The 25,606-nt window shown below is 71.8% G+C and carries 22 protein-coding genes and 1 other RNA gene; 4 read left to right on the top strand and 19 right to left on the bottom strand.

Features of this window, described 5'->3' with window-relative positions; all coding sequences use genetic code 11:
- The first annotated feature begins 17 nt into the window (after nt 1-17).
- The gene (locus J2S59_RS11680) at nt 18-923 is read left to right on the top strand and encodes a 3-methyladenine DNA glycosylase (RefSeq protein ID WP_068122918.1); all 906 of its coding nucleotides are present in this window, start codon (nt 18-20) and stop codon (nt 921-923) included.
- Nucleotides 924-937: 14 nt separating this feature from the next.
- On the opposite strand, the gene J2S59_RS11675 is transcribed toward J2S59_RS11680, so the two are convergent.
- From J2S59_RS11675 to J2S59_RS11640, 8 genes are all read right to left on the bottom strand, one after another.
- Nucleotides 938-2,350 (bottom strand): amidase, encoded by a 1,413-nt coding sequence (locus tag J2S59_RS11675; protein ID WP_068122919.1) that lies wholly within the window; start codon nt 2,348-2,350, stop codon nt 938-940.
- A 72-nt stretch (nt 2,351-2,422) separates the two neighbouring features.
- Complete coding sequence (cimA, locus tag J2S59_RS11670; protein ID WP_370871483.1) at nt 2,423-4,027, bottom strand: citramalate synthase; 1,605 nt, start codon at nt 4,025-4,027, stop codon at nt 2,423-2,425.
- A gap of 182 nt (nt 4,028-4,209) precedes the next feature.
- Entirely contained in the window at nt 4,210-5,814 is a 1,605-nt protein-coding gene (locus J2S59_RS11665) for a serine/threonine-protein kinase (protein WP_068122922.1), read from the bottom strand.
- A gap of 60 nt (nt 5,815-5,874) precedes the next feature.
- Nucleotides 5,875-7,563, bottom strand: a complete 1,689-nt coding sequence (locus J2S59_RS11660; protein WP_306825134.1) for an alpha/beta-hydrolase family protein — start codon at nt 7,561-7,563, stop codon at nt 5,875-5,877.
- Nucleotides 7,560-7,964 carry an MmcQ/YjbR family DNA-binding protein gene (locus J2S59_RS11655; protein WP_068124724.1) on the bottom strand — a complete coding sequence of 135 codons (405 nt, stop codon included), beginning with the start codon at nt 7,962-7,964 and terminating at the stop codon, nt 7,560-7,562. The genes J2S59_RS11660 and J2S59_RS11655 overlap by 4 nt, the downstream gene beginning before the upstream one ends.
- 33 nt (nt 7,965-7,997) lie before the next feature.
- Nucleotides 7,998-9,089 carry a branched-chain amino acid aminotransferase gene (locus J2S59_RS11650; protein WP_068124722.1) on the bottom strand — a complete coding sequence of 364 codons (1,092 nt, stop codon included), beginning with the start codon at nt 9,087-9,089 and terminating at the stop codon, nt 7,998-8,000.
- A 70-nt stretch (nt 9,090-9,159) separates the two neighbouring features.
- Nucleotides 9,160-10,230 (bottom strand): 3-isopropylmalate dehydrogenase, encoded by a 1,071-nt coding sequence (locus J2S59_RS11645; protein WP_068124718.1) that lies wholly within the window; start codon nt 10,228-10,230, stop codon nt 9,160-9,162.
- Nucleotides 10,231-10,240: 10 nt separating this feature from the next.
- Entirely contained in the window at nt 10,241-10,384 is a 144-nt protein-coding gene (locus tag J2S59_RS11640; protein WP_181642606.1) for a hypothetical protein, read from the bottom strand.
- A gap of 307 nt (nt 10,385-10,691) precedes the next feature.
- Between J2S59_RS11640 and J2S59_RS11635 the strand changes: the two genes are divergently transcribed.
- Nucleotides 10,692-11,258, top strand: coding sequence for an O-methyltransferase (locus J2S59_RS11635; protein WP_068124716.1), 567 nt, complete (start codon nt 10,692-10,694; stop codon nt 11,256-11,258).
- Between the two features lie 5 nt (nt 11,259-11,263).
- On the opposite strand, the gene yczE is transcribed toward J2S59_RS11635, so the two are convergent.
- The 7 genes from yczE to J2S59_RS11600 form a co-directional block, all read right to left on the bottom strand.
- Nucleotides 11,264-11,938: a membrane protein YczE gene (gene yczE, locus J2S59_RS11630; RefSeq protein WP_068124714.1), complete on the bottom strand. Its 675-nt coding sequence runs from the start codon at nt 11,936-11,938 to the stop codon at nt 11,264-11,266.
- Between the two features lie 2 nt (nt 11,939-11,940).
- On the bottom strand, nt 11,941-13,536 hold the full coding sequence (gene serA / locus J2S59_RS11625; RefSeq protein WP_068124712.1) for a phosphoglycerate dehydrogenase: 1,596 nt from the start codon (nt 13,534-13,536) through the stop codon (nt 11,941-11,943).
- A 116-nt stretch (nt 13,537-13,652) separates the two neighbouring features.
- A complete protein-coding gene (locus tag J2S59_RS11620) occupies nt 13,653-14,240 on the bottom strand; it encodes a PepSY domain-containing protein (RefSeq protein ID WP_068124710.1) in 588 nt (195 codons plus the stop codon).
- Nucleotides 14,241-14,283: 43 nt separating this feature from the next.
- A complete protein-coding gene (leuE, locus tag J2S59_RS11615; protein WP_068124708.1) occupies nt 14,284-14,994 on the bottom strand; it encodes a leucine efflux protein LeuE in 711 nt (236 codons plus the stop codon).
- Nucleotides 14,995-15,069: 75 nt separating this feature from the next.
- Nucleotides 15,070-16,098 (bottom strand): ketol-acid reductoisomerase, encoded by a 1,029-nt coding sequence (gene ilvC, locus J2S59_RS11610; protein ID WP_068124706.1) that lies wholly within the window; start codon nt 16,096-16,098, stop codon nt 15,070-15,072.
- A 50-nt stretch (nt 16,099-16,148) separates the two neighbouring features.
- Nucleotides 16,149-16,694: an acetolactate synthase small subunit gene (gene ilvN, locus J2S59_RS11605; RefSeq protein WP_068124703.1), complete on the bottom strand. Its 546-nt coding sequence runs from the start codon at nt 16,692-16,694 to the stop codon at nt 16,149-16,151.
- Between the two features lie 29 nt (nt 16,695-16,723).
- Nucleotides 16,724-18,469: an acetolactate synthase large subunit gene (locus J2S59_RS11600; RefSeq protein ID WP_068124701.1), complete on the bottom strand. Its 1,746-nt coding sequence runs from the start codon at nt 18,467-18,469 to the stop codon at nt 16,724-16,726.
- 479 nt (nt 18,470-18,948) lie between these two features.
- On the opposite strand from J2S59_RS11600, the gene J2S59_RS11595 reads away from it, so the two are divergent.
- Nucleotides 18,949-22,167 carry a S8 family peptidase gene (locus J2S59_RS11595; RefSeq protein ID WP_306825133.1) on the top strand — a complete coding sequence of 1,073 codons (3,219 nt, stop codon included), beginning with the start codon at nt 18,949-18,951 and terminating at the stop codon, nt 22,165-22,167.
- Nucleotides 22,168-22,245: 78 nt separating this feature from the next.
- On the opposite strand, the gene J2S59_RS11590 is transcribed toward J2S59_RS11595, so the two are convergent.
- Together J2S59_RS11590 and ilvD are read right to left on the bottom strand one after the other, a co-directional pair.
- Nucleotides 22,246-22,665, bottom strand: a complete 420-nt coding sequence (locus J2S59_RS11590; protein WP_306825132.1) for a VOC family protein — start codon at nt 22,663-22,665, stop codon at nt 22,246-22,248.
- Nucleotides 22,666-22,679: 14 nt separating this feature from the next.
- Nucleotides 22,680-24,359 carry a dihydroxy-acid dehydratase gene (gene ilvD, locus J2S59_RS11585; protein WP_068120580.1) on the bottom strand — a complete coding sequence of 560 codons (1,680 nt, stop codon included), beginning with the start codon at nt 24,357-24,359 and terminating at the stop codon, nt 22,680-22,682.
- Nucleotides 24,360-24,550: 191 nt separating this feature from the next.
- Between ilvD and J2S59_RS11580 the strand changes: the two genes are divergently transcribed.
- Entirely contained in the window at nt 24,551-24,748 is a 198-nt protein-coding gene (locus tag J2S59_RS11580) for a hypothetical protein (protein ID WP_181641926.1), read from the top strand.
- Here the strand turns inward: J2S59_RS11580 and J2S59_RS11575 are convergent.
- The gene (locus J2S59_RS11575; protein ID WP_181641925.1) at nt 24,732-25,064 is read right to left on the bottom strand and encodes a hypothetical protein; all 333 of its coding nucleotides are present in this window, start codon (nt 25,062-25,064) and stop codon (nt 24,732-24,734) included. The genes J2S59_RS11580 and J2S59_RS11575 overlap by 17 nt on opposite strands.
- Before the next feature lie 81 nt (nt 25,065-25,145).
- Nucleotides 25,146-25,532: RNase P RNA component class A (rnpB, locus tag J2S59_RS11570), an RNA gene on the bottom strand.
- Nucleotides 25,533-25,606 lie beyond the last annotated feature (74 nt).

Below are 25,606 nucleotides of genomic sequence, written 5' to 3'. Positions count from 1 at the left end.
GCTCCTACCCTGGTGCCGTGCCCACCGCGACCCACACGACGCCTGCGTCCACCACCGTGCTCACCGAGCCACAGTGGCAGCGACGCCCGGTGGCGCACGAGCAGCGCGTGGACGGTTGGACGCAGGGCTACCTGGACCGCCGGCGCGACGGCGTCCCGCACCCGGTCGAGGACTTCCTCTTCCGCTACTACAGCCAACGGCCGGCGCAGTTCCGCCAGTGGCACCCCGGGTTCGGCACGACGCTCGTGGGTGCGACCGACCACCTCGCCCTCAAGGGGTACGCCGACCTCGGTGCCGGCCAGGTGGGAGTAGACATCGAGCACGTCCGCAGTCAGCAGCGACTCGTGCGCACGGTCCGCACGTTGCTCGTCGCCACGGCGCAACGGCCCGCCCAGCTCGGGTGCTTCGGCCTGCACGAGTGGGCGATGGTCTACCGCCTCGACGCGGACGAGGTGCGGCACGCGGCCTGGCCGCTGCGCCTGGGCTCCGCCGGCACCGACGCCGTCGTCGAGCAGCACCGGATTCGCTGCACGCACTTCGACGCCTTCCGGTTCTTCACCGAGCCTGCGCGTCCGCTCAACGTGCTCCAGCCCGCCCGCGACGACCGCCCCGACTTCGAGCAGCCCGGTTGTCTGCACGCTGGCATGGACCTCTACAAGCACGCCTTCCGGCTATCGCCGATGGTGCCGTCTGAGCTGGTGGCGGACTGCTTCTCCCTCGCGCGCGAGATCCGCGAGCTCGACATGCGCGCCTCGCCGTACGACCTCAGCGAGCTGGGCTTCGAGCCGGTCGCCATCGAGACGGCCGAGGGCAAGCAGGCCTACGTCGAGGCTCAGGCCGACTTCGCGCGTCGGGGCGCGCCGTTGCGTGCAGTGCTCATCGCGTGGTGTGACCGGTTGCTGGAGGCCGCTGCCGACGCGTGATCCATGAGATCCGGTCAGGTGAGCGCCGGCGGCTTCCTGTCGACCCACGGCGCCGCCGCCTCGACCTGGGCGGCGGCCGCGAGCAGGACACCCTCCTCCCCCGGGCGCGCGGCGAGCATCACGCCGACCGGGAGGCCGTCAGGGGTCTCGTGCAGCGGCAGCGAGATCGCCGGCATACCGGTGACGTTCCACGCCGAGGTCCAGGGTGTGAACCGCTTCTGGGCGGCGAAGTCGGCCGCCGGATCCGCGTCGTCGCGCAGCGCGCCGACCGGCAGCGGCACGTCGGCGAGGGTGGGGGTGAGCACGAGGTCGAACGGCGCGAGCAGCCGCAATGTCACCGCGGCGTGCCGGCGCAGCGCCCCGATCGCCAGCCCGAACTCCGGGCCGGAGACGGCGCGTCCGCGCTCCGACAACCATCGGGTCAACGGGCGGATGTCGTCCTCGCGCCCGGGCGGCACCGGGGAGAGCGCGGTCAGGACCGCCCAGCAGGTCTCGAAGTCGGCGACCGCCTCCGTCGGCAGCGGGGGCGGCACGTCGACGACCTCGTGGCCGAGGTCCGCCAGCAGCGCAGACGCCTCGTCGTACGCCGCGAGACACTCGGGGTGCACCTCGGTCTCGGCGATGAGCGGTGTGCTGAAGCGCGCGACCCGCAACCGTCCGGGCTCACGGCGGGCGAGGTCGACGAACGGCTCGGCCGGCGGCGCGGCCCAGAACGGGTCGCCGATCGCGGGGCCGGCGAGCACGTCGAGCATGGCGGCGGCATCGGCCACCGTGCGCGTGAGTGCGCCGGGCGTGCCGAGCCCGATCGGGTCGCCGTACGCCGGGGAGCCGCTGATCCGTCCACGCGACGGCTTCAGCCCGACAAGGCCGCAGCAGCTGGCCGGGGTCCGGATCGAGCCGCCGCCGTCGGAGCCCTGCGCCGCCGCCACGATCCGGGCCGCGACCGCCGTGCCGGCGCCGCCGCTCGATCCGCCCGCCATGCGGGTCGGGTCCCACGGCGTGACGGCCGCCGGCAGCCCTTCCGGCTCGGTGTAGCAGGGCGAGCCGAACTCCGGCGTGCTCGTCTTGCCGATGCTCACCAGCCCAGCCCGCTGCAGCCGGAGCACGACCTCGTCGGAGACGTCGGGCACGAAGTCGGCGTACGCCGCGGAGCCGAAGGTCGTGCGCACCCCGGCGGTCACGTTGAGGTCCTTGATGGCGGTGGGGACGCCGTGCCAGGGCCCGACCTGCTCCCCGCGCGCCCGCGCCTGGTCGGCGGCGCGCGCCTCGGTCAGCGCGAGCTCGGGCGTCATCGTGACGAACGCGCCCCAGGCGGCGTATCGCTCGGCACGCTCGAGCGCGGTGGTCACGAGCTCGACCGAGGAGACCTCCCCAGCGGCGAGCGCGGCCGCCTGTCCGTGCAGGTCCAGGTCCGCGAGGTCAGCCATGGCGCCACCGTACGTCGCGCGCGTGCTGGCCGGCCGTCGTCGTCGCCTCAGCCGGGATTGGTCGGCCTGGACTCAGACGCCGTGCCGGCGCAGCCCGAAGGTCACGCCGTCGAGCAGCGCCTCCCACGAGGCCTCGATGACGTTGGCGCCCACCCCGACCGTCACCCACGACGAGACGCCGTCGGAGGTCTCGATGAGCACCCGCGTGATCGCGTCGGTCCCGTGCCCCTGGTCGAGGATGCGGACCTTGTAGTCGATCAGCTCGAACTTCGCGACCTCGGGGTAGGCCTGACCGATCGCCTCGCGCAGGGCGTGGTCGAGCGCGTTGACCGGGCCGTTGCCCTCTCCTGTGACCACGATCCGCGCACCTCCGGCGCGCAGCTTCACCGTCGCCTCCGAGAGCGCCTCGGCGCCCGGACGCGAGTCGGTGATCACCCGCCAGGACTCCACCTCGACGTACGCCGGCCGGGTGCCCTCCACCTCCTCGACGAGCAGGAGCTCGAAGGACGCGTCAGCCGCCTCGAACGTGTAGCCGCGGGCCTCGTGCTCCTTCACCCGGTCGGTGACGCGGGTGATGAGCTCCTTGCCCTCGGCGGTGTCGGCGGAGAGGTCGAAGCCGAGCTGGCGGCCCTTGAGCTCGATGCTCGCGCGACCGGCCATGTCGGACACCAGCAACCGCATGTCGTTGCCGACCTCGAGCGGGTCGAGGTGCTGGTAGAGATCGGGGTCGACCTTGATCGCGCTCGCGTGCAGGCCGGCCTTGTGGGCGAAGGCGCTGACCCCGACGTAGGGCTGGCGCGACGACGGCGGGACGTTGGTGACCTCGGCGACGGCGTGCGCGATCCGGGTGGCGTCGCGCAGCGCGCCGTAGGGCACGACCGGCTGGCGCAGCTTGAGCTCCAGCGCGGCGACGACGGCGATGAGGTCGGCGTTGCCGGTGCGCTCGCCGTAGCCGTTGATGCAGCCCTGCACGTGGGTCGCCCCCGCCCGGACGGCCGCGATCGAGTTCGCGACGGCGCAGCCGGTGTCGTTGTGGGCGTGGATCCCAACGCGACCCGAGCCCTGGTCCATCACCTCCGCGACGGTCTCCCCCACCCAGTCGGGCAGCATCCCGCCGTTGGTGTCGCACAGCGCGACGACGTCGGCGCCGGCGTCGTGCGCCGCCGCGACGACCGCGAGGGCATAGTCGCGGTTGCGCTGGAAGCCGTCGAAGAAGTGCTCGGCGTCGACGAAGACCCGCATGCCCTCGCCGGTGAGGTGCTCGACGGTGTCGCGCACCATGGCCAGGTTCTCCTCGAGCGTGGTGCGCAACGCGAGCTCGACATGCCGGTCGTGGGACTTCGCCACCAGGCACGCGACCCGCGCGCCGGAGTCCCGCAGGGCGGCGACCTGCGGGTCGTCGGCGGCGGCCAGGCCCGCACGGCGCGTGGATCCGAACGCGACCAGCTGGGCGTGCTCCAGCACCAGCTCGCCCTGGGCACGGCGGAAGAACTCGGTGTCCTTCGGGTTCGCGCCGGGCCAGCCACCCTCGATGAAGCCCACCCCGAGCCCGTCGATGAGACCGGCGATCGTCAACTTGTCGGCGACGGAGAGGTTGAGACCCTCCTGCTGGGCGCCGTCGCGCAGGGTCGTGTCGTAGACGTGGAACTGGTCGCTGATCACTTCGGTCCTCACCACTCACTTCGTCGAATCCGTGCGGGTGCGGGCATCAAAAAACCCTCTCGGGGTGCGAGAGGGTGGCGCGCCGGTGCTGAGCGGACTCAGCGAGCGGCGCGCTCGGCAATGATGATCGCGGTGACGGTCACCCCTCCAGGGTGCCAGATCCGGCGTCTCGCCGTCACCCGGTCTCGCGATCCGGGTCAGCGGCGCAGGTGTCCGAGCAGGGTGCCCTCGGCCCACGGCGCGCCGGCGAAGGGCTCCCACGACGGGCCCGTCGTGCCGGCCGCCCAGCCGAGCGCCAGACCGAGGACGGCGAGCGCGGCGATGGCGGTCCAGGCGAGCCCGGGTCGCCGGGACCAGCCGCGGACCAGTGCCGTCGCGGGGCGGCGGACCCGGCCGGAACCCGGCCCCCACCACAGGCCGGCCACCACCGCCGTACCGAGGAGCGGGAGCACGAGCTGGTCGCCCGCACCCAGCAGGAGCAGGACGACCAGGAGCAGGAAGACCAGCAGGCTGGTCCAGGCGAGCAGGACCAGGGCGCCCCACGACGCGATGGCGGCGTACCACGGGCTGGCCAAGGCGCTGAGGGGTACGTCGTACCACCGGGCCGCGCCGCGGATCTGGCGCCGCTCGCGGGTCGCCGAGGCGGTCCAGGACGCCGTACGGAGCGCGAGCACCCCGAAGATCAGGACGACCAGCGCGAGGACGGGCGCGGCCACCAGGCCGAGCACCGCGCTCACGGCCCCACCGGCCGTCAGCAGCCACCGCCGCAGCGGGGTCCGGTCGGGCCGGGGTGCGGGGAGCTCGGCGGCATCGGGGTCCAGCAGCGTCGCGGGATCGGCCATCGGCCAGTCGTCGGGGTCCTCTCGCTCCCGCAGCCCCCACGCCAGCGGCATCGTCATCGTGACCGGCTCGGCGTACGCCGCCTCGTCCAGCTCGTCATCCAGGCCGTCGTCGAACCCGTCGTCCAGCTGCTCACGCTGCCAGGTCTCGAGGCGCTCGAGGATCTCGGTCAACGACGGCCGCTCGTGGGGCACCGGCGCGAGACACTCGGTCAGCAGCGGGCGCAGCACCGGATCGACGGCACTCAGATCGTGCTCACCGCGCCGGACCCGGTCCATCACCGCCATCGCCGGTCCACGCCCGTAGGGCGGCGCGCCGGTCGAGGCGAAGGCGACCGTGGCGGCCCAGGCGTGCACGTCGGCCGCGGGCGTCGGGTCGTCGCCGTACAGGATCTCGGGGGCAAGGTAGCCGGGCGTGCCGAGCAGCCACCCGGTGTGGGTGATGCGCGAGTCCTCGGCCAGCCGGGCGAGACCGAAGTCGATGAGCACCGGCGCGCGACCCTCGAGCAGGACGTTGGACGGCTTGATGTCGCGGTGCAGGACACCGGCGGCGTGCACCGCGCGCAGCGCCTCGGCGAGACCATGGGCGAACCACACCAGGTCGGTCCCGGTGATGGGTCCCTCCGTGCGCAGGTGCTCGTGCAGCGACAGCCCGGGCACGTAGCGGGTGGCGACGAACGGCAGCTCCCCCCACGGGTCGGCGTCGAGCACCTCGGCCACCCGTGGGCTGTGGATCCGCTGCAGCGACGCGACCTCGCGCGCCAACCGCGCCCGCGCCTCGTCGTCACCGACGACGTGCGCCCGCAGCACCTTCAACGCGACCCGTCGTCCGTCAGGCGCCCGGGCGAGGTGGACGACGCCCATTCCCCCCTCGCCGATCTTGGTCAGCAGGCGGTAGCCGCCGACCTCGGGTCCGGCGGCGTCCGGGCCCGGTCGCTGGACCGGCGCGTAGGGATCGGCCACCGCTCCACGGTATCCGCTCGACTCACCGACCTCGCTCAACCAGGCCGTTCATCGAGTGAGCTAGCGCCCGACGGCCTGCAGGGTGAGGTGGAGGCGGCGTACGGCGTCGGAGTCCCAGCCCGGCCGGATGATCGCCCGCCACGCGCCGGCCGGCATCTGCCCGTAGCGATGCCCGGCACCCTCGTCGAAGTCGTTGCTCACCACCATGTCGACCGTCAGGTTGAGGAAGGTCACCAGCGGGCGCCATTCCAGAGCGGGGTTGACCTCGCGCGCCAGCGGCTCGGCCAGCCAGTCCGGGCGGGTGAAGGCGGTCCGCGGGTCCCACCAGACCACCCCGTCGTCGGGCTGCTGCAGGAAGACCGCCCGCGGCCCGGCGCGGTCCTCGTCGACCAGCAGCTCGCGCAGGTCGCGGCTGCGGTTGGCGAAGACGATGTCCTCACCGTCGCCGACGACTGGGCGCACCTGCGGTGATCCCGGGCGCCGCTCCCGCTCGGCCTCGCCGCGCAGCTCGCTCATGGACGGCGTGCCCACCAGCACCGCGCCGTCGACCTCCGAGGTCAGCGCGTCCAGGTCCGCGAAGGCGCCGTCGAGCGCGAAGGCACCCAGGCTCTCACCGGCGACGTACAACCGCGGGCGCGCTGCGGCGGGCAGCTCGTCCAGCCGTGCCCGGACCGCGGAGACGAGCTCGCGTGCGGACTCCTTGGCACCGGCCCGCTCGGCGACGAAGGCCAACGGACTGGGCATGTGGGAGTACTGCGTGGCCACGGTCGCCAGGTCCCCGCTGAGCAGGTGCTCGAGCGGACGGACGACCTGCTCGTTGACCCAACCGGTGCCGGTCGGCATCACGACCAGGACGGCGCTGCGCTCGAACCCACCGAGCCGCTCGAGCTCCGCGACCGCCAGTCGCGCGCGCTCATCGGGCTCGGCGCTGGCGTGCCGCCCGATGAACGCCCGCACCGGCGGGGTCACGTCCTGGCCCTCAGGCGCCACCGCCGCGAGCTCCGCCGCGTCGGGTGCGCGCGCGACCCACGTGCGTCCCTCGGAGCCCAGGGTCGACCAGGGTTGGGCGGACGCCGGACCCCCCGAGACGTACGGCGAGGTGGGTGGCGGTTGCTCCGTGGTGTCGACCACCTGGTCGACGAGCGCGAAGCCCTCGTTGGCGGTGTCGATCACGCGTTCGTAGACCTGGGTGTCGAGTGTCACCACCAGCAGCCACGGCACGAGCACGGCCGCGGCGAGCGCTGCGAGCCAGGACGGCAGCACCAGCCGTCCCGCGCGGTGCAGCAGGCGCCACAGCGCGACGATCAGTCGCGCCACGACGAGCACAAGTCCCGCAGTGCCGCCGGCCAGCAGGACGATCCCGACATAGGCCCAGGTCCACGACGTCGGCTCGTAGCCGAGCCGGCGCCAGGTCCATGAGTGCTCACGCGCCGCGACGACGAGGACCCAGCCACCCCCGGACACGATCCCCAGGAGGGCGAGGCGGCGCAACACCAGGGCAGTGCGTGGCGACCACCACTGCGCGGGGCCCCGGCGCAACAACACGCGCCGCACGGCCCCCGCCACCAACGACCCCACGCCGTACCCGACGACGAGGGCGACGCCGGTGACCGCACCCTGGAAATACCACGTCCGTGGAAGCAGCGTCGGACTCAACGACGCCCAGGCGGCCAGGAGCCCGACGAGCAGCCCGACCACGTCGAAGCGCTGGAAGACGCGGGCGCGGACCTCCGGCCGCTGCTGGCTCACGAGCCGTCGAGCTCGACGAGCAGCGTCCGTGCGGCGACCTGGCGATAGGAGGCGTCGACCAGCTCGGCGACCTCGTCCCAGTCGACGTCCGGGCCGTCGAGATCGACGCCCAGCCAGCCCGAGGGACCGAGGTACGCCGGCGACCAGAACCGTGCGTCATCACGCAGCGCGTCGGCCTCGGCCGGGTCGGGCTTGAACAGCAGCCCGGCGTCGTGCGGCTCGTGTCCTTGCGGCTGCTTCACGCTGCCGCCGAAGTAGGCGAAGACCTTGCCCTTCTCCCCGGCCCGGAACGTCGGCCGGCCGTGGGCGACCTTCTCGAAGCACCCCGGGAAGCGACCCACCACCGACCGCAGACGGGCCAGGTACGGGTCGTCCTCGTCGAACATGATCGGGTGGGCCATGAGCCGATCCTGACGCGCGATGCCCCCTCCCGCCTAGAGGACGCGGTGCATCCAGCCGAACGTGTCCTCGGAGCGGCCGTACTGGATGTCGACCAGCTGGCGCCGCAGCTCCTGGGTCACCGGGCCGACGAAGTCCTCGCCGGTGCTGACCTCGCCGCCGTCCCAGCGCAGCGTGCCGACCGGGGTGACCACGGCCGCCGTGCCGCAGGCGAAGACCTCGGTGATCGCACCGCTGGCCACACCGTCGCGCCACTCGTCGATGGAGAACCGGCGCTCCTCGACCTGGTGGTCGAGCTTGCCGGCCAGCTCGATGATCGAGGCGCGCGTGATGCCCTCGAGGATCGTGCCGATCTCCGGGGTCACGATGCGTCCGTCGGCGTGGACGAAGTACATGTTCATCCCGCCGAGCTCCTCGACGTACTTCCCCTCCTGGGCGTCGAGGAAGACCACCTGGTCACAGCCGTGGGCGGTCGCCTCCTGCTGGGCGACCAGGGAGCTGGCGTAGTTGCCCCCGGTCTTGGCCGCGCCCATGCCGCCGCGACCGGCCCGGGTGTAGTCCTCGGTCAGCCAGATCGAGACCGGCTTCACGCCCTTCGAGAAGTAGACGCCCGCCGGGGAGGTGATGACCATGAACGTCACGTGCTGCGAGGGCCGCACGCCGAGGAACTTCTCGGAGGCGAACATGAACGGCCGGACGTAGAGGCTCTTCTCCCCCGTCGGATCCGGCACCCAGCGCTCATCGATCTCGATGAGCGCGTCCACGGCCGCCACGAAGTCCTCCACCGGGAGCTCGGGCAGTGCCAGCCGCTGCGAGGACCGGATCATCCGCTCGGCGTTGGCCTCCGGGCGGAAGGTCCACACCGACCCGTCCTCGTGCCGGTAGGCCTTCAACCCCTCGAAGGTCTCCTGCGCGTAGTGCAGGACGGCCGTCGCGGGGTCGAGCTGGATGGGGCCGTACGGCGTGATCCGCGCGTCGTGCCAACCGGCGTCCGGCGTCCACTCCACCGTGAGCATGTGGTCGGTGAAGTGCTGGCCGAAGCCGGGGGCGGCGAGGATCTCAGCGAGGCGGTCGTCCGGAACCGGGCGGGGGTTCGGGGTGACCGCGATGTCGAGCGAGCGGGGCATGGGAGGCACGGTAACTCACCTTTCGGGGTGCGAGAGACGTGCGGGGCAGCGCAGTCGAGCACCCCGCGGATCAGGCCAGGCGAGCGGCGATCGCGTCGCCCACCTCAGAGGTACGCCGACCCCCGGTGGGGCCGGCGCCGGGTACGCGCTGGGCCAGGTCCTCGGTCACCGCCGCTTCGATCCGGGCCGCGGCCTTGTCGTGACCGAGGTGGTCGAGGAGCAGGGCCGTGGACAGGATCGCGGCCGTCGGGTCGGCCTTCTGCTGACCGGCGATGTCGGGCGCGGAGCCGTGGACGGGCTCGAACATCGAGGGCGCCGTCCGGTCCGGGTTCACGTTGCCGCTCGCCGCGAGACCGATGCCACCGGTGATCGCCGCGGCGAGGTCGGTGATGATGTCGCCGAAGAGGTTGTCGGTGACGATGACGTCGAAGCGCGCCGGGTCGGTGGTCATGAAGATCATCGCCGCGTCGATGTGCATGTAGTCGAGCTCGACCTCGGGATACTCGGCCGAGATCTCCTGAGCGAGACGCCACCACACCGCACCGGCGTGCACGAGCACGTTGGTCTTGTGGACCAGCGTGAGCTTGCGCCGCGGCCGGCGCTGCGCCCGGGCGAAGGCGTCGCGCAGGACCCGCTCGACGCCGAACGCGGTGTTGACGCTGACCTCGGTTGCGACCTCGTGGGGCGTGCCGACGCGCAGGGCGCCACCGTTGCCCGTGTAGGGGCCCTCGGTACCCTCCCGCACGACGACGAAGTCGACCTCGCCGGGGTTCGCCAGCGGCGACGAGGAACCCGGGTAGATCTTCGACGGCCGCAGGTTGACGTAGTGGTCGAGCACGAACCGCAGGCGCAGCAGCAGCCCACGCTCGAGGATGCCGGGCGGCAGGTTCGGGTCATTGGGCTTGCCGCCGACGGCGCCGAGCAGGATGGCGTCCGCGCCGCGGACCTCCTCCAGCACGCTGTCGGGCAGCACCTCGCCGGTGCGCAGGTAGCGCTCGGCACCCAGGTCGTAGGTCGTGGTCTCGAAGCGCACGCCCTCGGGCGCCGCGACCTCGAGGACCTTCAACGCCTCGGTGGTGACCTCCCCACCGATGCCGTCGCCAGGGATGACTGCCAGCCGCACGCTGCTCGTTGAGCTCATGGGGCAGACGTTAGTTGTCGTCGGGGCGCTGCCCGCCGTTGTCTCGCAGGTCAAGCGCCGTCTGCACGGCGCTCGGACCCCCGATCAGCGGGTGGTCGGGGTGGTTCTCCGGGTGGTGCTGGGCGGGGCCCCATTCGGGATACATGGCGTACATCGCGGAACTCTCTCGGCTACTGCCGTGTCGAGCGACACAGCGGACGGAAGTCGTAGAGCCGAGACGTCGCCGAACCCCGCGGCGAGGTGGCCCTACTTAGCAGGCCCCGCCACGGCGGTCGATGAGTACGCAGACGTTCCGCATGATGGGCCCGATCGTACGCCGCGCCGCGCGACCTTGTCTGCACCTACGCGCGCACTTTTTTTTCGCGCACTCCTTTCCGCGCACGGCTGGGCCGCACGTCCACACCGGTCCCAGTGCCCGGACGGGACGGGGGCGCGATGGGGTGGTTTGTCAGACTCGCGGCATGAGCGCCCCCCTCGAGCTCCCGCCCGTGGTGTCAGCCGCCTTCGAGGTGTCGCTGCGCCACGGCTACGCCTCGTTCTGCCGCAACGAGACCGGTCGGCTGCTCGCTGCGCTCGCCGCCACCCGCAGCGGCACGCTCGCCGAGTTCGGCACCGGCACCGGCGTCGGCACCGCCTGGCTGCGCTCGGGCATCCGACCGGGCGCGCGGATCCTCTCCGCCGAGCTCGACCCCACCCTGGCGGACGCGGCGACCAAGCTCTTCGAGACCGACGACCAGGTCGAGGTCGTCGCCGCCGACTGGTCGACCCTGAGCGGACGCTCGCCGTTCTCGCTGCTCTTCCTCGACGCCCGCGAGCCTGAGCACAGCGGTGCGGACACGGTGATCGACCTCATGGAGGAGGGCGGCATCGTCGTCATCGACGACCTGGTCCCCTGTGAGTCCTGGCCGCCGCTCTACGCCGGCCGGGTCGACAGCGTCCGCGAGGCGTGGCTGACCGACGACCGCTTCACCGCGGTCGAGGTGATGGTCGCCTCCGACACCGCGGTGCTGCTGGCCACCAAGCGCTGAGGTCGTCAGGCGGGAGGCGGAGCGTCCTCGTCCACGACGGGTGGCACCGCCCCCGGGAGCCGCACGACGAACCACGGCAGCGCCCACTGGGCGATCGGACCGATCGCCAGGGCGTAGACGACCGTGCCGAGCCCGACGATGCCGCCGATCAGCCAGCCGATGACGACGACGGTGACCTCGATGCCGGTGCGCACGAGCCGCAACGACCAGCCCGTACTCCGTGCGAGTCCGGTCATCAGCCCGTCGCGGGGTCCACGCCCGAGCTGGGAGCCGATGTACATCGCGGTGGCCAGGCCGTTGAGCACCACGCCGGCGACGAGCAGCCCCACCTGCGTCCACAGCGCGGACGGCTCGGCGAGGACCGCGAGCGTCGCGTCGGCGCTGAGCCCGACGAGCAGGGCGTTCGCGACCGTGCCCAGACCCGGCTTCTCGCGCAGCGGGATCCACAACAGCAGCACGACGAAGCTCATCACGATGACGACCTGACCGATGGTCAGCGGCACGTAGCCGGTCAGACCGGAGTGCAGCACGTCCCAGGGCGCGAGGCCCAGGGTGCTGCGCAGCATCATCGCCAGGGAGACGCCGTAGAGCACGAGGCCGACGACCAGCTGCACCAGCCGGCGCGGCAGCACACCGGCGCGCAGCTGCGCGACCGGACCCAGGTCCGCGAGGGTCGACATCGTCAGGCCGTGGGCTCGAGGTCGACCGCGCGGACGTTGTCGGCGCCCATGGCCACCTCGATCTCGTGCAGGACCTCGACCGGGATCGCGGAGTCGACCGACAGCGTCACCAGGGCTCGGCCGCCCTGTCGCTCGCGGGAGACCTGCATGCCGGCGATGTTGACCTGCGCGTCGCCGAGGAGCTGGCCGATCGTCCCGACCATGCCCGGTCGGTCCTCGTAGCGCAGGAAGGCCAGGTGGGCGGTCGGCTCGATGTCGACGGAGAACCCGTTGACCTCGACCAGACGCTCCCGCTGGGCGATCCCGACCAGCGTGCCGGAGACCGACACCTCGCTGCCGTCGGCCAAGGTGCCGCGCAGCGTCACGAGGTTGCGGTGGTCGGGGCTGGTGTCCTCCGTGACCAGCCGCACCTCCAGTCCGCGCTCGGCGGCGAGCAGCGGCGCGTTGACGTAGGAGACCGCGTCCTCGACGACATCGGCGAAGACGCCCTTCAGTGCGGCCAGCTCGAGCACCCGGACGTCGTGGGCGGTGATCTCGCCGCGGACCTCGACGTCGAGGGTGGAGGCGACCTCGCCGGCCAGTCCGGTGAAGATCCGGCCGAGCTTCTCCGTCAGGCCGATGCCGGGGCGGACCACCTCGGCGATCACACCGCCCTGGACGTTGACCGCGTCCGGGACGAGCTCCCCCGACAGCGCCAGGCGGACCGAGCGCGCGACGGCGACACCGGCCTTCTCCTGGGCCTCCTCGGTGGAGGCACCGAGGTGAGGCGTCGCGACGACGTTGTCGAGCTCGAACAGCGGGGAGTCGGTGCACGGCTCGGTGTCGAAGACGTCGAGCCCGGCCGCCGCGAGGCGGCCCTCCTTGAGCGCGGCATAGAGCGCAGACTCATCGACGATCCCCCCACGGGCGGCGTTGACGAGAACCATCCCCGGCTTGGCGGTCGCGAGCTCGGCGGCGCCGATGAGGCCGGTGGTCTCCGGCGTCTTCGGCAGATGCACCGAGACGAAGTCCGATTGGGTGAGGAGCGTGTCGAGGTCGACCAGGCGCACCCCCATCTGGGCTGCCCGGCCGGGCTGCACGTAGGGGTCGTAGGCGATGACGCGCATCCCGAAGGCGGAGAGCCGTTGCGCGACCAGCACACCGATGCGTCCCAGCCCCACGACGCCCAGCGTCTTCTCGAACAGCTCGATGCCGGTGAACCGGGACCGCTGCCACTCTCCCCGACGCAGTGCCGCGTGCGCGGGCGAGACGTGCCGGGCGGCGGCGAGCATCAGGGCGACCGCGAGCTCGGCGGCCGAGACGACGTTGGAGGTGGGGGCGTTGACCACCATGACGCCGTACTGGGTCGCCGCGCGTACGTCGACGTTGTCGAGCCCGACTCCTGCGCGCGCGACCACCTTCAAGGACGAGCCGGCCGCCAGCGCCTCGGCGTCGACCCGCGTGGCACTGCGCACGAGCAGCGCGTCCGCCGCGGGCAGGGCCGCCAACAGGGCCGCGCGGTCGGTCCCGTCGCAGTGACGGATGTCGAAGTCGGGTCCGAGCGCGTCGACCGTGGCAGGGCTGAGCTCTTCGGCGATGAGTACGACAGGCTGGGTCAACGGGGGTCCTCGAGGGTCGTGCGTCCGGCGCGCGGGGGTGGCGTGCACGGCGGGCCCGCCCGGACAGCGATGCTACGCCAGCCGGCCCGGCACGCTCCGGGACGCTCGGGACCCGGTCAGTCGGTGTCGACGCGCAGCACCTCACCGCTCTTCGCGTCGATGTGGATCTCCTGCTCCGTCCCGTCGGCACGGATGCTCACCTGCCAGACGAGTGTGCCGCCGTCCTCGTCCAGGTCGGCGTCCTCGATCTCGCCGGCGACCTCCGCTGCTGCGGCTTCGAGCGCACCGCCCAACGTCACCGTGGCGGCCTGGAGCTCTGCGCGGTCGTCGTCGTCCAGGCGGTCGTCCTCGCGGCTGTCGAGCACCTCGCCTCCGGTCTGGTCGGTGCGCACCTCGACCTGCCGGTCGTCGACCGCGACGTCGATCTGCCATCCCCCGTCCTCGCGGTCCAGGGCGTAGGCGGTCCCGCCGGTCTCGGACTCGGCCAGAGCCACGGCGGCCAGCGCCTGCCCGAGCGGGCTGCCCGACGGGTCCGCCGGGGTCTCGTCATCCGACGGGCTGGACCCGCCCTCGGTCACCGCCGACTCGATGCCGGCCGTGGGACTCGACGCCCCCGACGGCTCCTCGTCGGTCCCACAGCCGGCCAGCGCGGTGGCCAGGCCGAGGGCGAGCAGTGAAGGGACGATGCGGCGCGTGGAGGTCATGACGTGTCCGTGCCCCCGCCCCGACACGCGGAAACGGGTCCGCTCAGGCCGAGGCGGTGGCGAGCTTGACCGCGAACCCGAGGAACACCGCACCCACCACCGAGGTGCCGCCGGCCGAGAGCGCCCGTCGCTTGCGAAAGACTGCCGCCAGCTGCGCGCCGGCGAAGATCAGCGCGCTGAGGTAGAGGAAGCTCGCGATCTCGAGCAGGGCGGCGAGGATGAGGAACGGGATCGCCGGCTCGGGGTACGCCGGGTCGACGAACTGCACGAAGAAGGCGACGAAGAAGAGGATCGCCTTCGGGTTGACGAGGCTGATCACCAGCGCGCGCCGGAACGCCGAGCCGGCGGGGCTGCGCGACTCCCCGTCGCTCGCGACGTGCGCCTCCGGCTGCTGGACGACGAGCGCCGCGGCGTCATCGGCGAGGGTCGCCGTCTCCGCGCCCCGGTCGCCGGCCCGCCACTGCGCCCATGCCGCGCGCAGCAGGCCGAGCGCCAGCCAGCCGAGGTAGCCCGCGCCGAGATACTTCACGATCGTGAACAGCACCTGGTTGGCCTGCAGGACCGACGCGACGCCGACGGCGGAGAGGAACATCAGGACCGCATCGCCCAGGAACACGCCGCTGGCCGCCGCATAGCCACGTCGTACGCCGTCTCGCGCCGCGACGGTGAGCACGAACAGCGAGTTCGGCCCCGGGAGCAGCACGATGAGGATGAGACCCACCAGATAGGTCTCGATGTCCGTCACGCCCCACACGGGCACATCCTCCTGGACGACAGCGCCGGCTGTCTCGGGGTTTCTCGAGACAGCCGGCGCGGTTGGTGCGAGCGATCAGCGCGCCGCGGTGCCCTCGACGTAGTCGGAGTCGTGGCTCTTGACCCACGCCATGAGCTTGCGCAGCTCGCGGCCGGTGGCCTCGATCGGGTGCTGCTCGCCCTTGGCGCGCAGCTCCTTGAACTCCGGCGAGCCCGCCTCGTGGTCGTCGATGAACCGCTTGGCGAAGGAGCCGTTCTGCACGTCGGCCAGGACCGCCTTCATGTTCTCCTTCACCTCGGGGGTGATGACCCGGGGACCGGAGACGTAGTCGCCGTACTCGGCGGTGTCGGAGACCGACCAGCGCTGCTTGGCGATGCCGCCCTCGTACATGAGGTCGACGATGAGCTTGAGCTCGTGCAGGCACTCGAAGTAGGCCACCTCCGGCTGGTAGCCGGCCTCGGTCAGCACCTCGAAGCCGTACTGCACCAGCTGCGAGGCACCGCCGCAGAGCACGGCCTGCTCGCCGAACAGGTCGGTCTCGGTCTCCTCGGTGAAGGTGGTCTTGATGCCGCCGGCGCGCAGACCGCCGATGCCCTTGGCGTAGGACAGCGCGAGGTCCCAGGCCTTGCCCGAGGCGTCGGTCTCGACCGCGACGAGCACGGGGACGCCGCGGCCCTCGGTGTACTCGCGGCGCACCAGGTGACCGGGGCCCTTCGGGGCGACCATGAAGACGTCGACTCCCTCGGGCGGGGTGATGAAGCCGAAGCGGATGTTGAAGCCGTGACCGAAGACCAGGGTGTCGCCGGGGGCGAGCTGCGGGGCGATCTCCTCGGCGTACAGCTTCTTCTGGTGCTGGTCGGGGGCGAGGATCACGACGACGTCGGCCTCCTCCGCGGCCTCGGCCGGCGTGACGACGCGCAGACCCTCGGCCTCAGCCTTCTCACGGCTCTTCGAGCCCGGCTGCAGGCCGATGCGGACGTCGACGCCCGAGTCGCGCAGGGACAGCGCGTGGGCGTGGCCCTGGCTGCCATAACCGATGACGGCCACGTTCTTGCCCTGGATCAGGGACAGGTCGGCGTCGTCGTCGTAGAACATCTCAGCCACGGGGGCTTCTCCTTCGTCTCATCTTCTCGGTCTGGGGGAATTCTCGTACGTCAGCCGGCCGACACCGCGGCGGGGGCCGGGACGGGCACCGGGCGGACGGTGCGGTCGCTGATGGACCGGCCGCCCCGGCCGATCGCGACCATCCCGGACTGGACCAGCTCGCGGATGCCGAACGGCTCCAGGATCCGCAGGAAGTCCTCGATCTTGCCCTGGTTGCCGGTGATCTGGATCGTGATCGCGTCGGTCGCGACATCGACGACCTTGGCCTTGAACAGCTGGACGATCTCCAGCACCTGGCCCCGGCTGTCGGCGTCGGCCTTCACCTTCACCAACAGCAGCTCGCGGACCACGGCCGCGGAGTCCTCGAGCTCGACGATCTTGATGACCTCGACGAGCTTGTTGAGCTGCTTGGTGACCTGCTCGAGCGGGGAGTCGTGGACATTGACCACGATGGTCATCCGGGAGATGTCCGGCTGCTCGGTCTGTCCCACCGCGAGCGACTCGATGTTGAAGCCGCGCCGGCTGAACAGCCCGGCGATCCGCGCCAGGACACCGGGCTTGTCCTCGACCAGCACCGAAAGCGTGTGCGTGCTCATGTCTCTCCTCGCGCCTCTGCCGTCGCCGGTCAGAGGTCGTCCTCGTCGAACTCGGGCGCCATGTCACGGGCGAACTTGATGTCGTCGTTGCTGGTGCCGGCGGCGACCATCGGCCACACCATCGCGTCGCGGTGGACCCGGAAGTCGACCACGACCGGGACGTCGTTGATCTCCATCGCCTTCTGGATGGTGGCGTCGACGTCGGCCGGGCTGTCGCACGCGAGGCCGACCGCGCCGTACGCCTCCGCGAGCTTGACGAAGTCCGGGACCCGCTTGCTCTGCAGGTCGGTGTTGGAGTACCGCTCGTTGTAGAACAGCGTCTGCCACTGGCGGACCATGCCGAGCGACTCGTTGTTGATGATGGCGACCTTGATCGGGATGCCCTCCAGCGTGCAGGTGGCCAGCTCCTGGTTGGTCATCTGGAAGCACCCGTCGCCGTCGACGGCCCACACGGTCGCGTCGGGACACCCGACCTTCGCGCCCATCGCGGCCGGCACGGCGTAGCCCATGGTGCCGGCGCCGCCGGAGTTGATCCACGTGTTGGGGTTCTCGTACTGCACGAACTGCGCGGCCCACATCTGGTGCTGGCCGACGCCGGAGGCATAGATCGCCTCGGGCCCAGCGATCGCGCCCAACCGCTCGATGACGTACTGCGGCGACAGCGAGCCGTCGGCCGGCTCGTCGTAGCCGAGCGGGTACTTGCTCTTGACCCCACTGAGGAACTGCACCCAGGCCTCGTAGTCACCGCTCTCGCCGGCGTCCTGCTCGGTGCGCAGCATCGCGACCAGGTCGGAGATCACCTCACGGCAGTCACCGACAATCGGGACGTCGACGGCGCGGTTCTTGCCGATCTCGGCCGGATCGATGTCGGCGTGGATGACCCGCGCGTGGGGCGCGAACGTGTCCAGGTTGCCGGTCACGCGGTCGTCGAAGCGCGCCCCCAGGCTGATGATGAGGTCGCTGCGCTGCAGGCCGGCGACCGCGGCGACGGTGCCGTGCATGCCCGGCATGCCGAGGTGCTGCGGGTGGCTGTCGGGGAAGGCACCACGCGCCATCAGCGTCGTAACGACCGGGATGCCGGTGAGCTCGGCCAGCTCGCGCAGCTGGGCCGAGGCCCGGGCACGGATCACACCGCCCCCGACGTAGAGCACCGGCCGGCGCGACTCCAGCATCAGCTTCGCCGCCTCCCGCACCTGCTTGGCGTGCGGGCGGGTGACGGGGCGGTAGCCCGGCAGGTGGATCTCGGTGGGCCAGGCGAAGGTGGTCTGCGCCTGGAGCGCGTCCTTGGAGATGTCGACGAGCACGGGGCCGGGCCGGCCGGTGGAGGCCAGGTGGAACGCCTCGGCGATGGTGCGCGGGATGTCGTCGGCGTTGGTGACGAGGAAGTTGTGCTTGGTGATCGGCATCGTGATGCCGCGGATGTCGGCCTCCTGGAAGGCGTCGGTGCCGATCGAGCCGCTCGAGACCTGGCCGGTGATCGCCACCATCGGGACCGAGTCCATGTAGGCGTCCGCGATCGGCGTGACCAGGTTGGTGGCCCCCGGACCCGACGTCGCGATGCAGACCCCCGTGCGCCCGGTCGCCGCGGCGTACCCCTGGGCGGCGTGGCCGGCACCCTGCTCGTGGCGGACGAGGATGTGGCGCAGGCGCTCGGAGTCGTACAGCGGGTCGTAGGCGGGGAGGATGGCGCCCCCGGGGATCCCGAAGATCTCCTCGACCCCCGCAGACTCCAGGGCCCGGACGAGGCTCTGTGCTCCGGTGACCTGCTCGCTCATTGCTCCTCTTTCGTCGTTCGGCGAAGGTGTGCTGGATGCGGGCGGGGAGGCGCCTGCATGAAAAAACCCCTCGGCCGACGGGCAGGCGAGGGGTGACGCGTGGGCTGTCTGGCGGATGTGCCGTCAGCCTACGCGCCTGCTGGGTACGAGGAGGTGTCCACGCATGGGCACTACGGTCGTCGCCCCCGCTTGCCGCGTCAAGCGAGTATGGCGGGTGTCTCATCGGGCGATACGCGAGTCTCAGCCCACGGACGCCGGCTGCTCGCCTGGTGAAGAGCGAAGCGGAGAACCGTTGCGTGTCCGTTATCCCGCTGGAGACGTGACCTGGCTTACGGTGGCGCGCGGGAGGGAACGTCGCGCGAACTCGGGCCGCGGGGCGAGCGCCGTGGCCGGCACGACCTTCCTCGGTCAGCCCGCAGGAAAGGGGTCGCCTGATGGCACCCAGGTTCTCTCGTCGGACAGGATGGGCGACCGCCTCCGTGTCCGCCGTCCTGCTGGGGGCGATGTCCCTCAGCGTCCTTCCGTCCTCAGCGGCGCCCGGCGACCTGCGCCCGGCGACCCCGGGACCCGTCGCGGAGGGCAAGGCGCCAGGATCGGTCGCGCTGTCGCCGACGGTGCGCGCCCGGCTCGCCGGCAAGTCCGGTCCGCAGTCCGTGTTCGTGACGTTCCGCGGCAACGGCGCGGCCGACGCCGCCCGGGCCCGCAACGGCACGCGGGCGCAGGAGCGCAGCGCGGCGCGCAACCAACGCGCCCAGGTGGAGCGCCGGGCCGATGAGGTCGTGGCGGCCGCCCGCCGCAAGGACGGCGACGCGCGCCGGCTCTTCGCGACCACCAACGCCGTGCCGGGCGTCGCCGTGCTTGCGGACTCCGCCGCGCTGCGGACGATCGCGGCGCGGTCCGACGTCCTCAAGATCTCGCCGCTCCCCCGCCACCAGGTCACCAACGCCAGTGCGGCCCAGCTGACCCGCGCGCTGCAGACCTGGCGCAACCGCAAGAACGTCGGCGACGGGATCAAGGTCGGCATCATCGACACCGGCATCGACTACACCCACGCGATGTTCGGCGGCGTCGGCACGATCGAGGCCTTCGAAGCCGTCGACGAGACCGCCGCGGACTGGCGTGACGACCTGCCGGCACGCGCCGCGACGAAGATCGCCGGCGGCTACGACTTCGTGGGCAACGCCTACAACGCCGACTCCGACGACCCCGACGTCGCGACCCCGCAGCCCGACCCCAACCCGATCGACTGCAACGGACACGGCACCCACGTCGCCGGCACGACGGGTGGGTACGGCGTGGCGGCCGACGGCACGACGTACACCGGCAGCTACGCCAACGCCACCGCCGCCCAGCTCGACGGCATGCGCATCGGCCCCGGCGTCGCGCCCGGCACCTCGCTCTACGCACTCAAGGTCTTCGGCTGCGACGGGTCGACCGACGTGACGATGGCGGCCCTCGACTGGGCGCTGGACCCCAACGGCGACGGTGACTTCGCCGACAAGCTCGACATCGTCAACATGTCGCTGGGCTCCTCGTACTCCCCCTCCGACGACCCGCTGTCCGCCACGGTTGCCAAGCTGACCTCGCACGGCGTCCTCACGGTGGCCTCCGCCGGCAACGAGGGCGACCTGACCAGCGTCGGCGGCAACCCCGGCAACGCACCCAGCGCGCTGTCGGTCGCCAGCAGCGTCGACGCCCTGCAGCTGCGCGACGGGTTGCGCGTCGATGCCCCGTCCGACGTCACCGGCACCGTCGCGGGACAGGTCTCCCAGTCCTACCCGTGGGCCGGCAGCGAGCCGGTGTCCGGCGACGTCGTCGCCATCCCCGGTGACAACGCCGATGGGTGTGACCCGCTGAGTGCGGAGGACGCGGCCACGGTCGCGGGCAAGATCGCCTGGCTGGAGTGGGACGACGTCGACGCCACTCGGCGGTGCGGGTCCGCGGGACGTGCGAACAACGTCACCGAGGCCGGTGCGATCGGTGCGCTGTTCACCTCCGAGCTCGACAAGTTCGGCGCCGGCATCGCCGGCAACGCCGAGATCCCGGTCTTCCAGCTGACGGGCACCGCCACCAAGCGGCTGCGTGCGGCGGCGGAGGCGGGCACCCTCCGGGTGACGCTCGACCCCGCGCTGATCGGCACGATCAAGGACCGCTCCCCCGCCATCACCGACACGATCTCCGACTTCACCTCGCGCGGTGAGCACGGCTCGCAGGGAACTGCCGGCCCGACGGTGACCGGACCCGGCGACACCATCACCTCCGCAGGGGTCGGCACGGGCAACGACCAGCTCACCATCTCCGGCACGTCGATGTCGGCGCCGCACGTCGCGGGCGTCGCCGCGCTCGTGAAGAAGGCGAACCCGGCGTGGAGCGTGCTGCGGCTGAAGGCCGCGGTGATGAACACCGCGACCGCCGACCTGTGGACCGGCCCCCACCGCACGGGCAAGCGCTACGGCCCGATCCGGGTGGGTTCGGGACGGGTCGACACCCTCCGCGCGGCCACCACCAAGGTGCTCGCCTACAGCCCCCGGGCCGACAACCAGGCCTCGGTGGTGTTCGCACCGGTCGTGGCGGGTCCCGCCGACGCCACGGTCCGGCGTACGCAGCGGGTCCGGATCGACAACTTCGCGAAGAAGACCCACGTCCTGTCGCTGTCCTACGAGCCGATCGTCACGACGCCCGGCATCAGCTACACCGTCACCCCGCGTACGCTGCGGGTCCCCGGCGGCAAGAGCGCCACCGCGACCGTGACGATGACGGTCGACCGGGCAGCGCTGCGGCACACCCTGGATCCCACGATGCAGGCGGAGCAGCTCGACACCGCGCGCTCCTACGTCTCCGATGCGTCCGGCCGGTTGCTGGTGAAGAGCAAGGGGAATGCCCTGCCGCTGCGCGTGCCGGTGGTGGGGACGGCGAAGCCCGCCTCCGCCACCACGGCGACGGCGGCCGACGGCCAGATCACGCTCAGCGGCACCGGGGTCGACCAGGGGTCGGGGAGCACGGCGTACCGCTCCTTCGTCGCTCCGCTCGAGCTGGGCGCGCGCAGCGGCACCCTGCCGGTCTGCACCGCGGTGAAGACGTCGGGCTGCCTCTACAACCAGTCCAGTCGGGGAGGTGACCTGGAGTACGTCGGCGCCGGCTCGGATGCGGAGCTGGTGTGGTTCGGTATCGCGGCGCGCGGCACCTGGACCGACCTCGGGTCGTGGCTCGAGGCCAGCGTCTACACCGACACCGATGCCGACGGCGAGCCGGACTTCGTGACGTTCACGCTGAGCTACCCCGGCGACCTCACCGCCGACCTGCCTGCGGCGTACACCGTCGACCTGGGCTCGGGCGACATCGTCGACATCCAGCCGCTGAACTTCAACTACGGCGACGTCGACACCAACGTGTTCGACACCGACGTCGCGGTGCTGCCGGTCACCAAGGCGGCGCTGGGGATCGAGGGCCCCGGTTCGGCGCCGCTGTCCTACCAGGTGAGCACCTTCGACTACGTCGTCGAGGCGCCCCTGGACACGACCCCGTGGATCGACTACGACGCCGGCTCCCCCACGGTCGGCGTCAGCGGCCCGCTGTTCGAGGACGTCGGCGGCACCGCCATCGACTACACCCTCGACGGCGACTCCGGCAAGGCCCTGCTGCTGCACCTGCACGGTCTGCCCGGCAAGCGGGCCGAGGTGGTCGACCTGGCGCCCTGACGGACGAGCGGACGAGTCGTGGGTCCGAGGCCTCCCGACGGGGAGGGCTCGGACCCACGACCGTGTCGGGGGTGGCGGTCAGGCCAGCACGATGTCAGCGATCGGCCCCGGGTTGAACGCGATCTCCCAGCGATAGCCGTCGGGGTCGGCGAAGTAGCCGCTGTAGCCGCCCCACTCGCGCCACGCCGCGTCGCTCACGGGATCGGCGCCGGCGGCACGAGCCGCCGCCGCCAGCACCTCGTCGACCTCCGCCGCCGTCGCCACGTTGTGGGCCAGCGTGATCGGGACGACCCCGGGACCGCGGCGTACGGCACCGACCTCGGCCTCGAACGCCTCCAGGTCCCACAACGACAGCAGGAGCCGCTCGCCGGCGCGGATCATCACGACCTCACCCGCCACGTCGACCTCGGCGGGCCAACCGAGGCCGTCGAGGTAGAAGCGCCGCGTCGCCGCGAGGTCGGCGACCCCCAGCGTGACCAGGCTGATCCGAGGATCCACCGCAGTCCTCGCACTCAGCCGCAGATGGCGCCGTGCGCGGCCGACTGCACGACCTTGGCGTACTTGCCGAGCACGCCGCGCGTGTACTTCGGCGGGTTCGGCTGCCAACCGTCCTTGCGCGCCTCGAGCTCGGCCTCGTCGACCAGCACGTCCAGGCCGCCGTTGGCGACGTCGAGGCGGATCCGGTCGCCGTCGCGCAGGAACGCGATGGGGCCGGCGTCGACCGCCTCCGGGGCGATGTGACCGACACACAGACCCGTGGTCCCGCCGGAGAACCGGCCGTCGGTGATGAGCAGGACGTCCTTGCCGAGTCCGGCGCCCTTGATGGCACCGGTGATGGCGAGCATCTCGCGCATGCCGGGACCACCCTTGGGGCCCTCGTAGCGGATGACGACCACGTCGCCGTGCTGGATCCGGCCTTCGGCCAGCGCGTCCATCGCGGCCTTCTCTCCGTCGAAGACCCTGGCGGGTCCCTCGAAGACCTCGTCGTCGAACCCGGCCGACTTCACGACCGCGCCCTCGGGGGCCAGGGACCCCTTGAGGATCGTCAGGCCGCCGGTCTGGTGGATGGGCTCGCTGAGCTTGCGGATGATGTCGCCGTCGACGGCCGGGGGGTTGAGGGCCTCGAGGTTCTCGGCCATCGTCTTGCCGGTGACGGTGAGGACGTCGCCGTGCATGAGACCGGCGTCGAGCAGCAGCTTCATGACGACGGGGATGCCGCCGATCTTGTCGACGTCGTTCATGACGTAGCGACCGAACGGCTTGAGGTCACCCAGGTGCGGGACCTTCGCGCCGACGCGCGTGAAGTCGTCGAGGGTGAGGTCGACGTCGGCCTCACGGGCGATCGCCAGCAGGTGGAGCACAGCGTTGGTCGAGCCGCCGAGCGCCATCACGACGGCGATGGCGTTCTCGAAGGCAGGCTTGGTCATGACCTGGCGGGCCGTGATGCCCTGGCGCAGCATCTCGACGACCGCCTGGCCGGAGCGGTGGGCGAAGCCGTCGCGTCGACGGTCGACGGCCGGCGGGGCGGCCGAGCCAGGCAGGGACATGCCGATCGCCTCGGCGACCGAGGCCATGGTGTTGGCGGTGTACATCCCGCCGCAGGCACCCTCGCCGGGGCAGATCGCCCGCTCGATGCGGTCGACCTCCTCGCGGGTGATCTTCCCCGCCAGGCAGGCACCGACGGCCTCGAAGGCGTCGATGATGGTGACGTCGTTGCCGTCGACCTGTCCGGGCATCGTCGAGCCGGCGTACAGGAACACACTGGCGAGATCGAGCCGGGCGGCGGCCATGAGCATGCCGGGCAGCGACTTGTCGCAGCCGGCGAGGAGCACGGAGCCGTCGAGGCGCTCGGCCATCATCACGGTCTCGACCGAGTCGGCGATGACCTCACGGGAGACCAGCGAGAAGTGCATGCCCTCGTGGCCCATGGAGATGCCGTCGGAGACCGAGATCGTCCCGAACTCCAGCGGGAAGCCCCCGGCGGCGTGCACGCCGTTCTTGACGGCCTTGGCGAGCCGGTCGAGCGAGAGGTTGCACGGCGTGATCTCGTTCCACGAGGACGCCACCCCGATCTGGGGCTTGGCGAAGTCCTCGTCGCCCATCCCTACCGCGCGCAGCATGCCGCGGGCAGCGGCCCGCTCCAGACCGTCGGTGACGTCGCGGCTACGGGGCTTCAGATCGCGCTCAGACATACGCCGAGTGTACGCCGCAGCGCGGCGCGCCCTCGCGGCAGTCTCACCGCCGCATCTGACCGGGACGTCCCTCGTCTCGCGCGGGCGAGTTCACGCACTTGTCACGCAGCGTTGACGTCCTCGGCGACGCGCCGGCCTAGCGTCGAGCACAGCAAGTCAGGAAGCGCAGGGCCGCGACGGGGAGGTACGCAATGACGGCGACACGGTTCCGGAGCACGGCCGGGCGGGCCGGGGGGCAGCTGCTGGGATGGATCGATCATTGGGTGGCACCCGCGCAGGAACGTGCTCGACGCAACGCGATGGTCGCGTCGACGGACCTCCTGCACCGGCGCCGCGAGCGCGAGGAGGTCGAGGAGTTCCTCCGCGTCGCCCTCAGGCGTGCCGGGTGAGGATCGACATCGAGGTGCACCGCTCGACCCCGACCTCGCTGCACCCGATGAGCTCCTCGAGCTCCTGCCACACCTCCGGTCCCTGACCCCAGGCGTCGTCGGCGAGGACGTCGAGCTCGAGCATCACCGAGAGGGTGTGGTCGTGGACCTCGGCGGTCCAGCCCAGCACCGGGCCGGGCGAGGCGTCCTGCAGCCGGTCGTCGATGGTCCCGCGCAGGTCATGGAGGCGTCCCAGCGTCGCGCTGCGCTCTTCGACGAGCACGCCCGCGGCATCGGTCGTCGGGAACCGGAACCCGGTCACCAGCTGCAGCCGCACGCTCACTCCCCGTCGTCCGTGGACACATCACCCAACACGTGGCATACCCGCCGCGGCGGAGATCACACACCCGGGCTTGGGGGGACGAGCTGGCCTGTAGGCCGGGTTCTGTCCTCGCGAGGCGAGGGGCGACCATCCATCTAGGGCTGCCGTTGCCGACAGCCTCGTGCGATCTACCCGTGAGCTCGGGCGGGCCGCCCTCGGACGCTCACGCAGGCGGACCGGAGTCCGCCCTCTTGATCTTGCTCCAGGTGGGGTTTACCGAGCCACCCCGGTCACCCGGGGTGCTGGTGGTCTCTTACACCACCGTTTCACCCTTACCGCCGGTGCGAGCACCGGCGGCGGTCTGCTTTCTGTGGCACTGTCCCGCGGGTCACCCCGGGTGGGCGTTGCCCACCACCTTGCCCTGTGGAGCCCGGACCTTCCTCGGGACCGGTCACCCGGTCACGCGGCCGCCCGGCCAGCTCGTCCTCGCTCATCCTAGCCGCGCTCACCCCCGGCCGCGGACCTCCGCCCCGGTCCCTCGGGAGCGCTCCCTAAGC

The organism is Nocardioides massiliensis (assembly GCF_030811215.1).
GTDB lineage: Bacteria > Actinomycetota > Actinomycetes > Propionibacteriales > Nocardioidaceae > Nocardioides_A > Nocardioides_A massiliensis.
The sequence above is the reverse complement of the archived record's forward strand: the minus strand, read 5'-3'. Positions and strand labels throughout refer to the sequence as shown.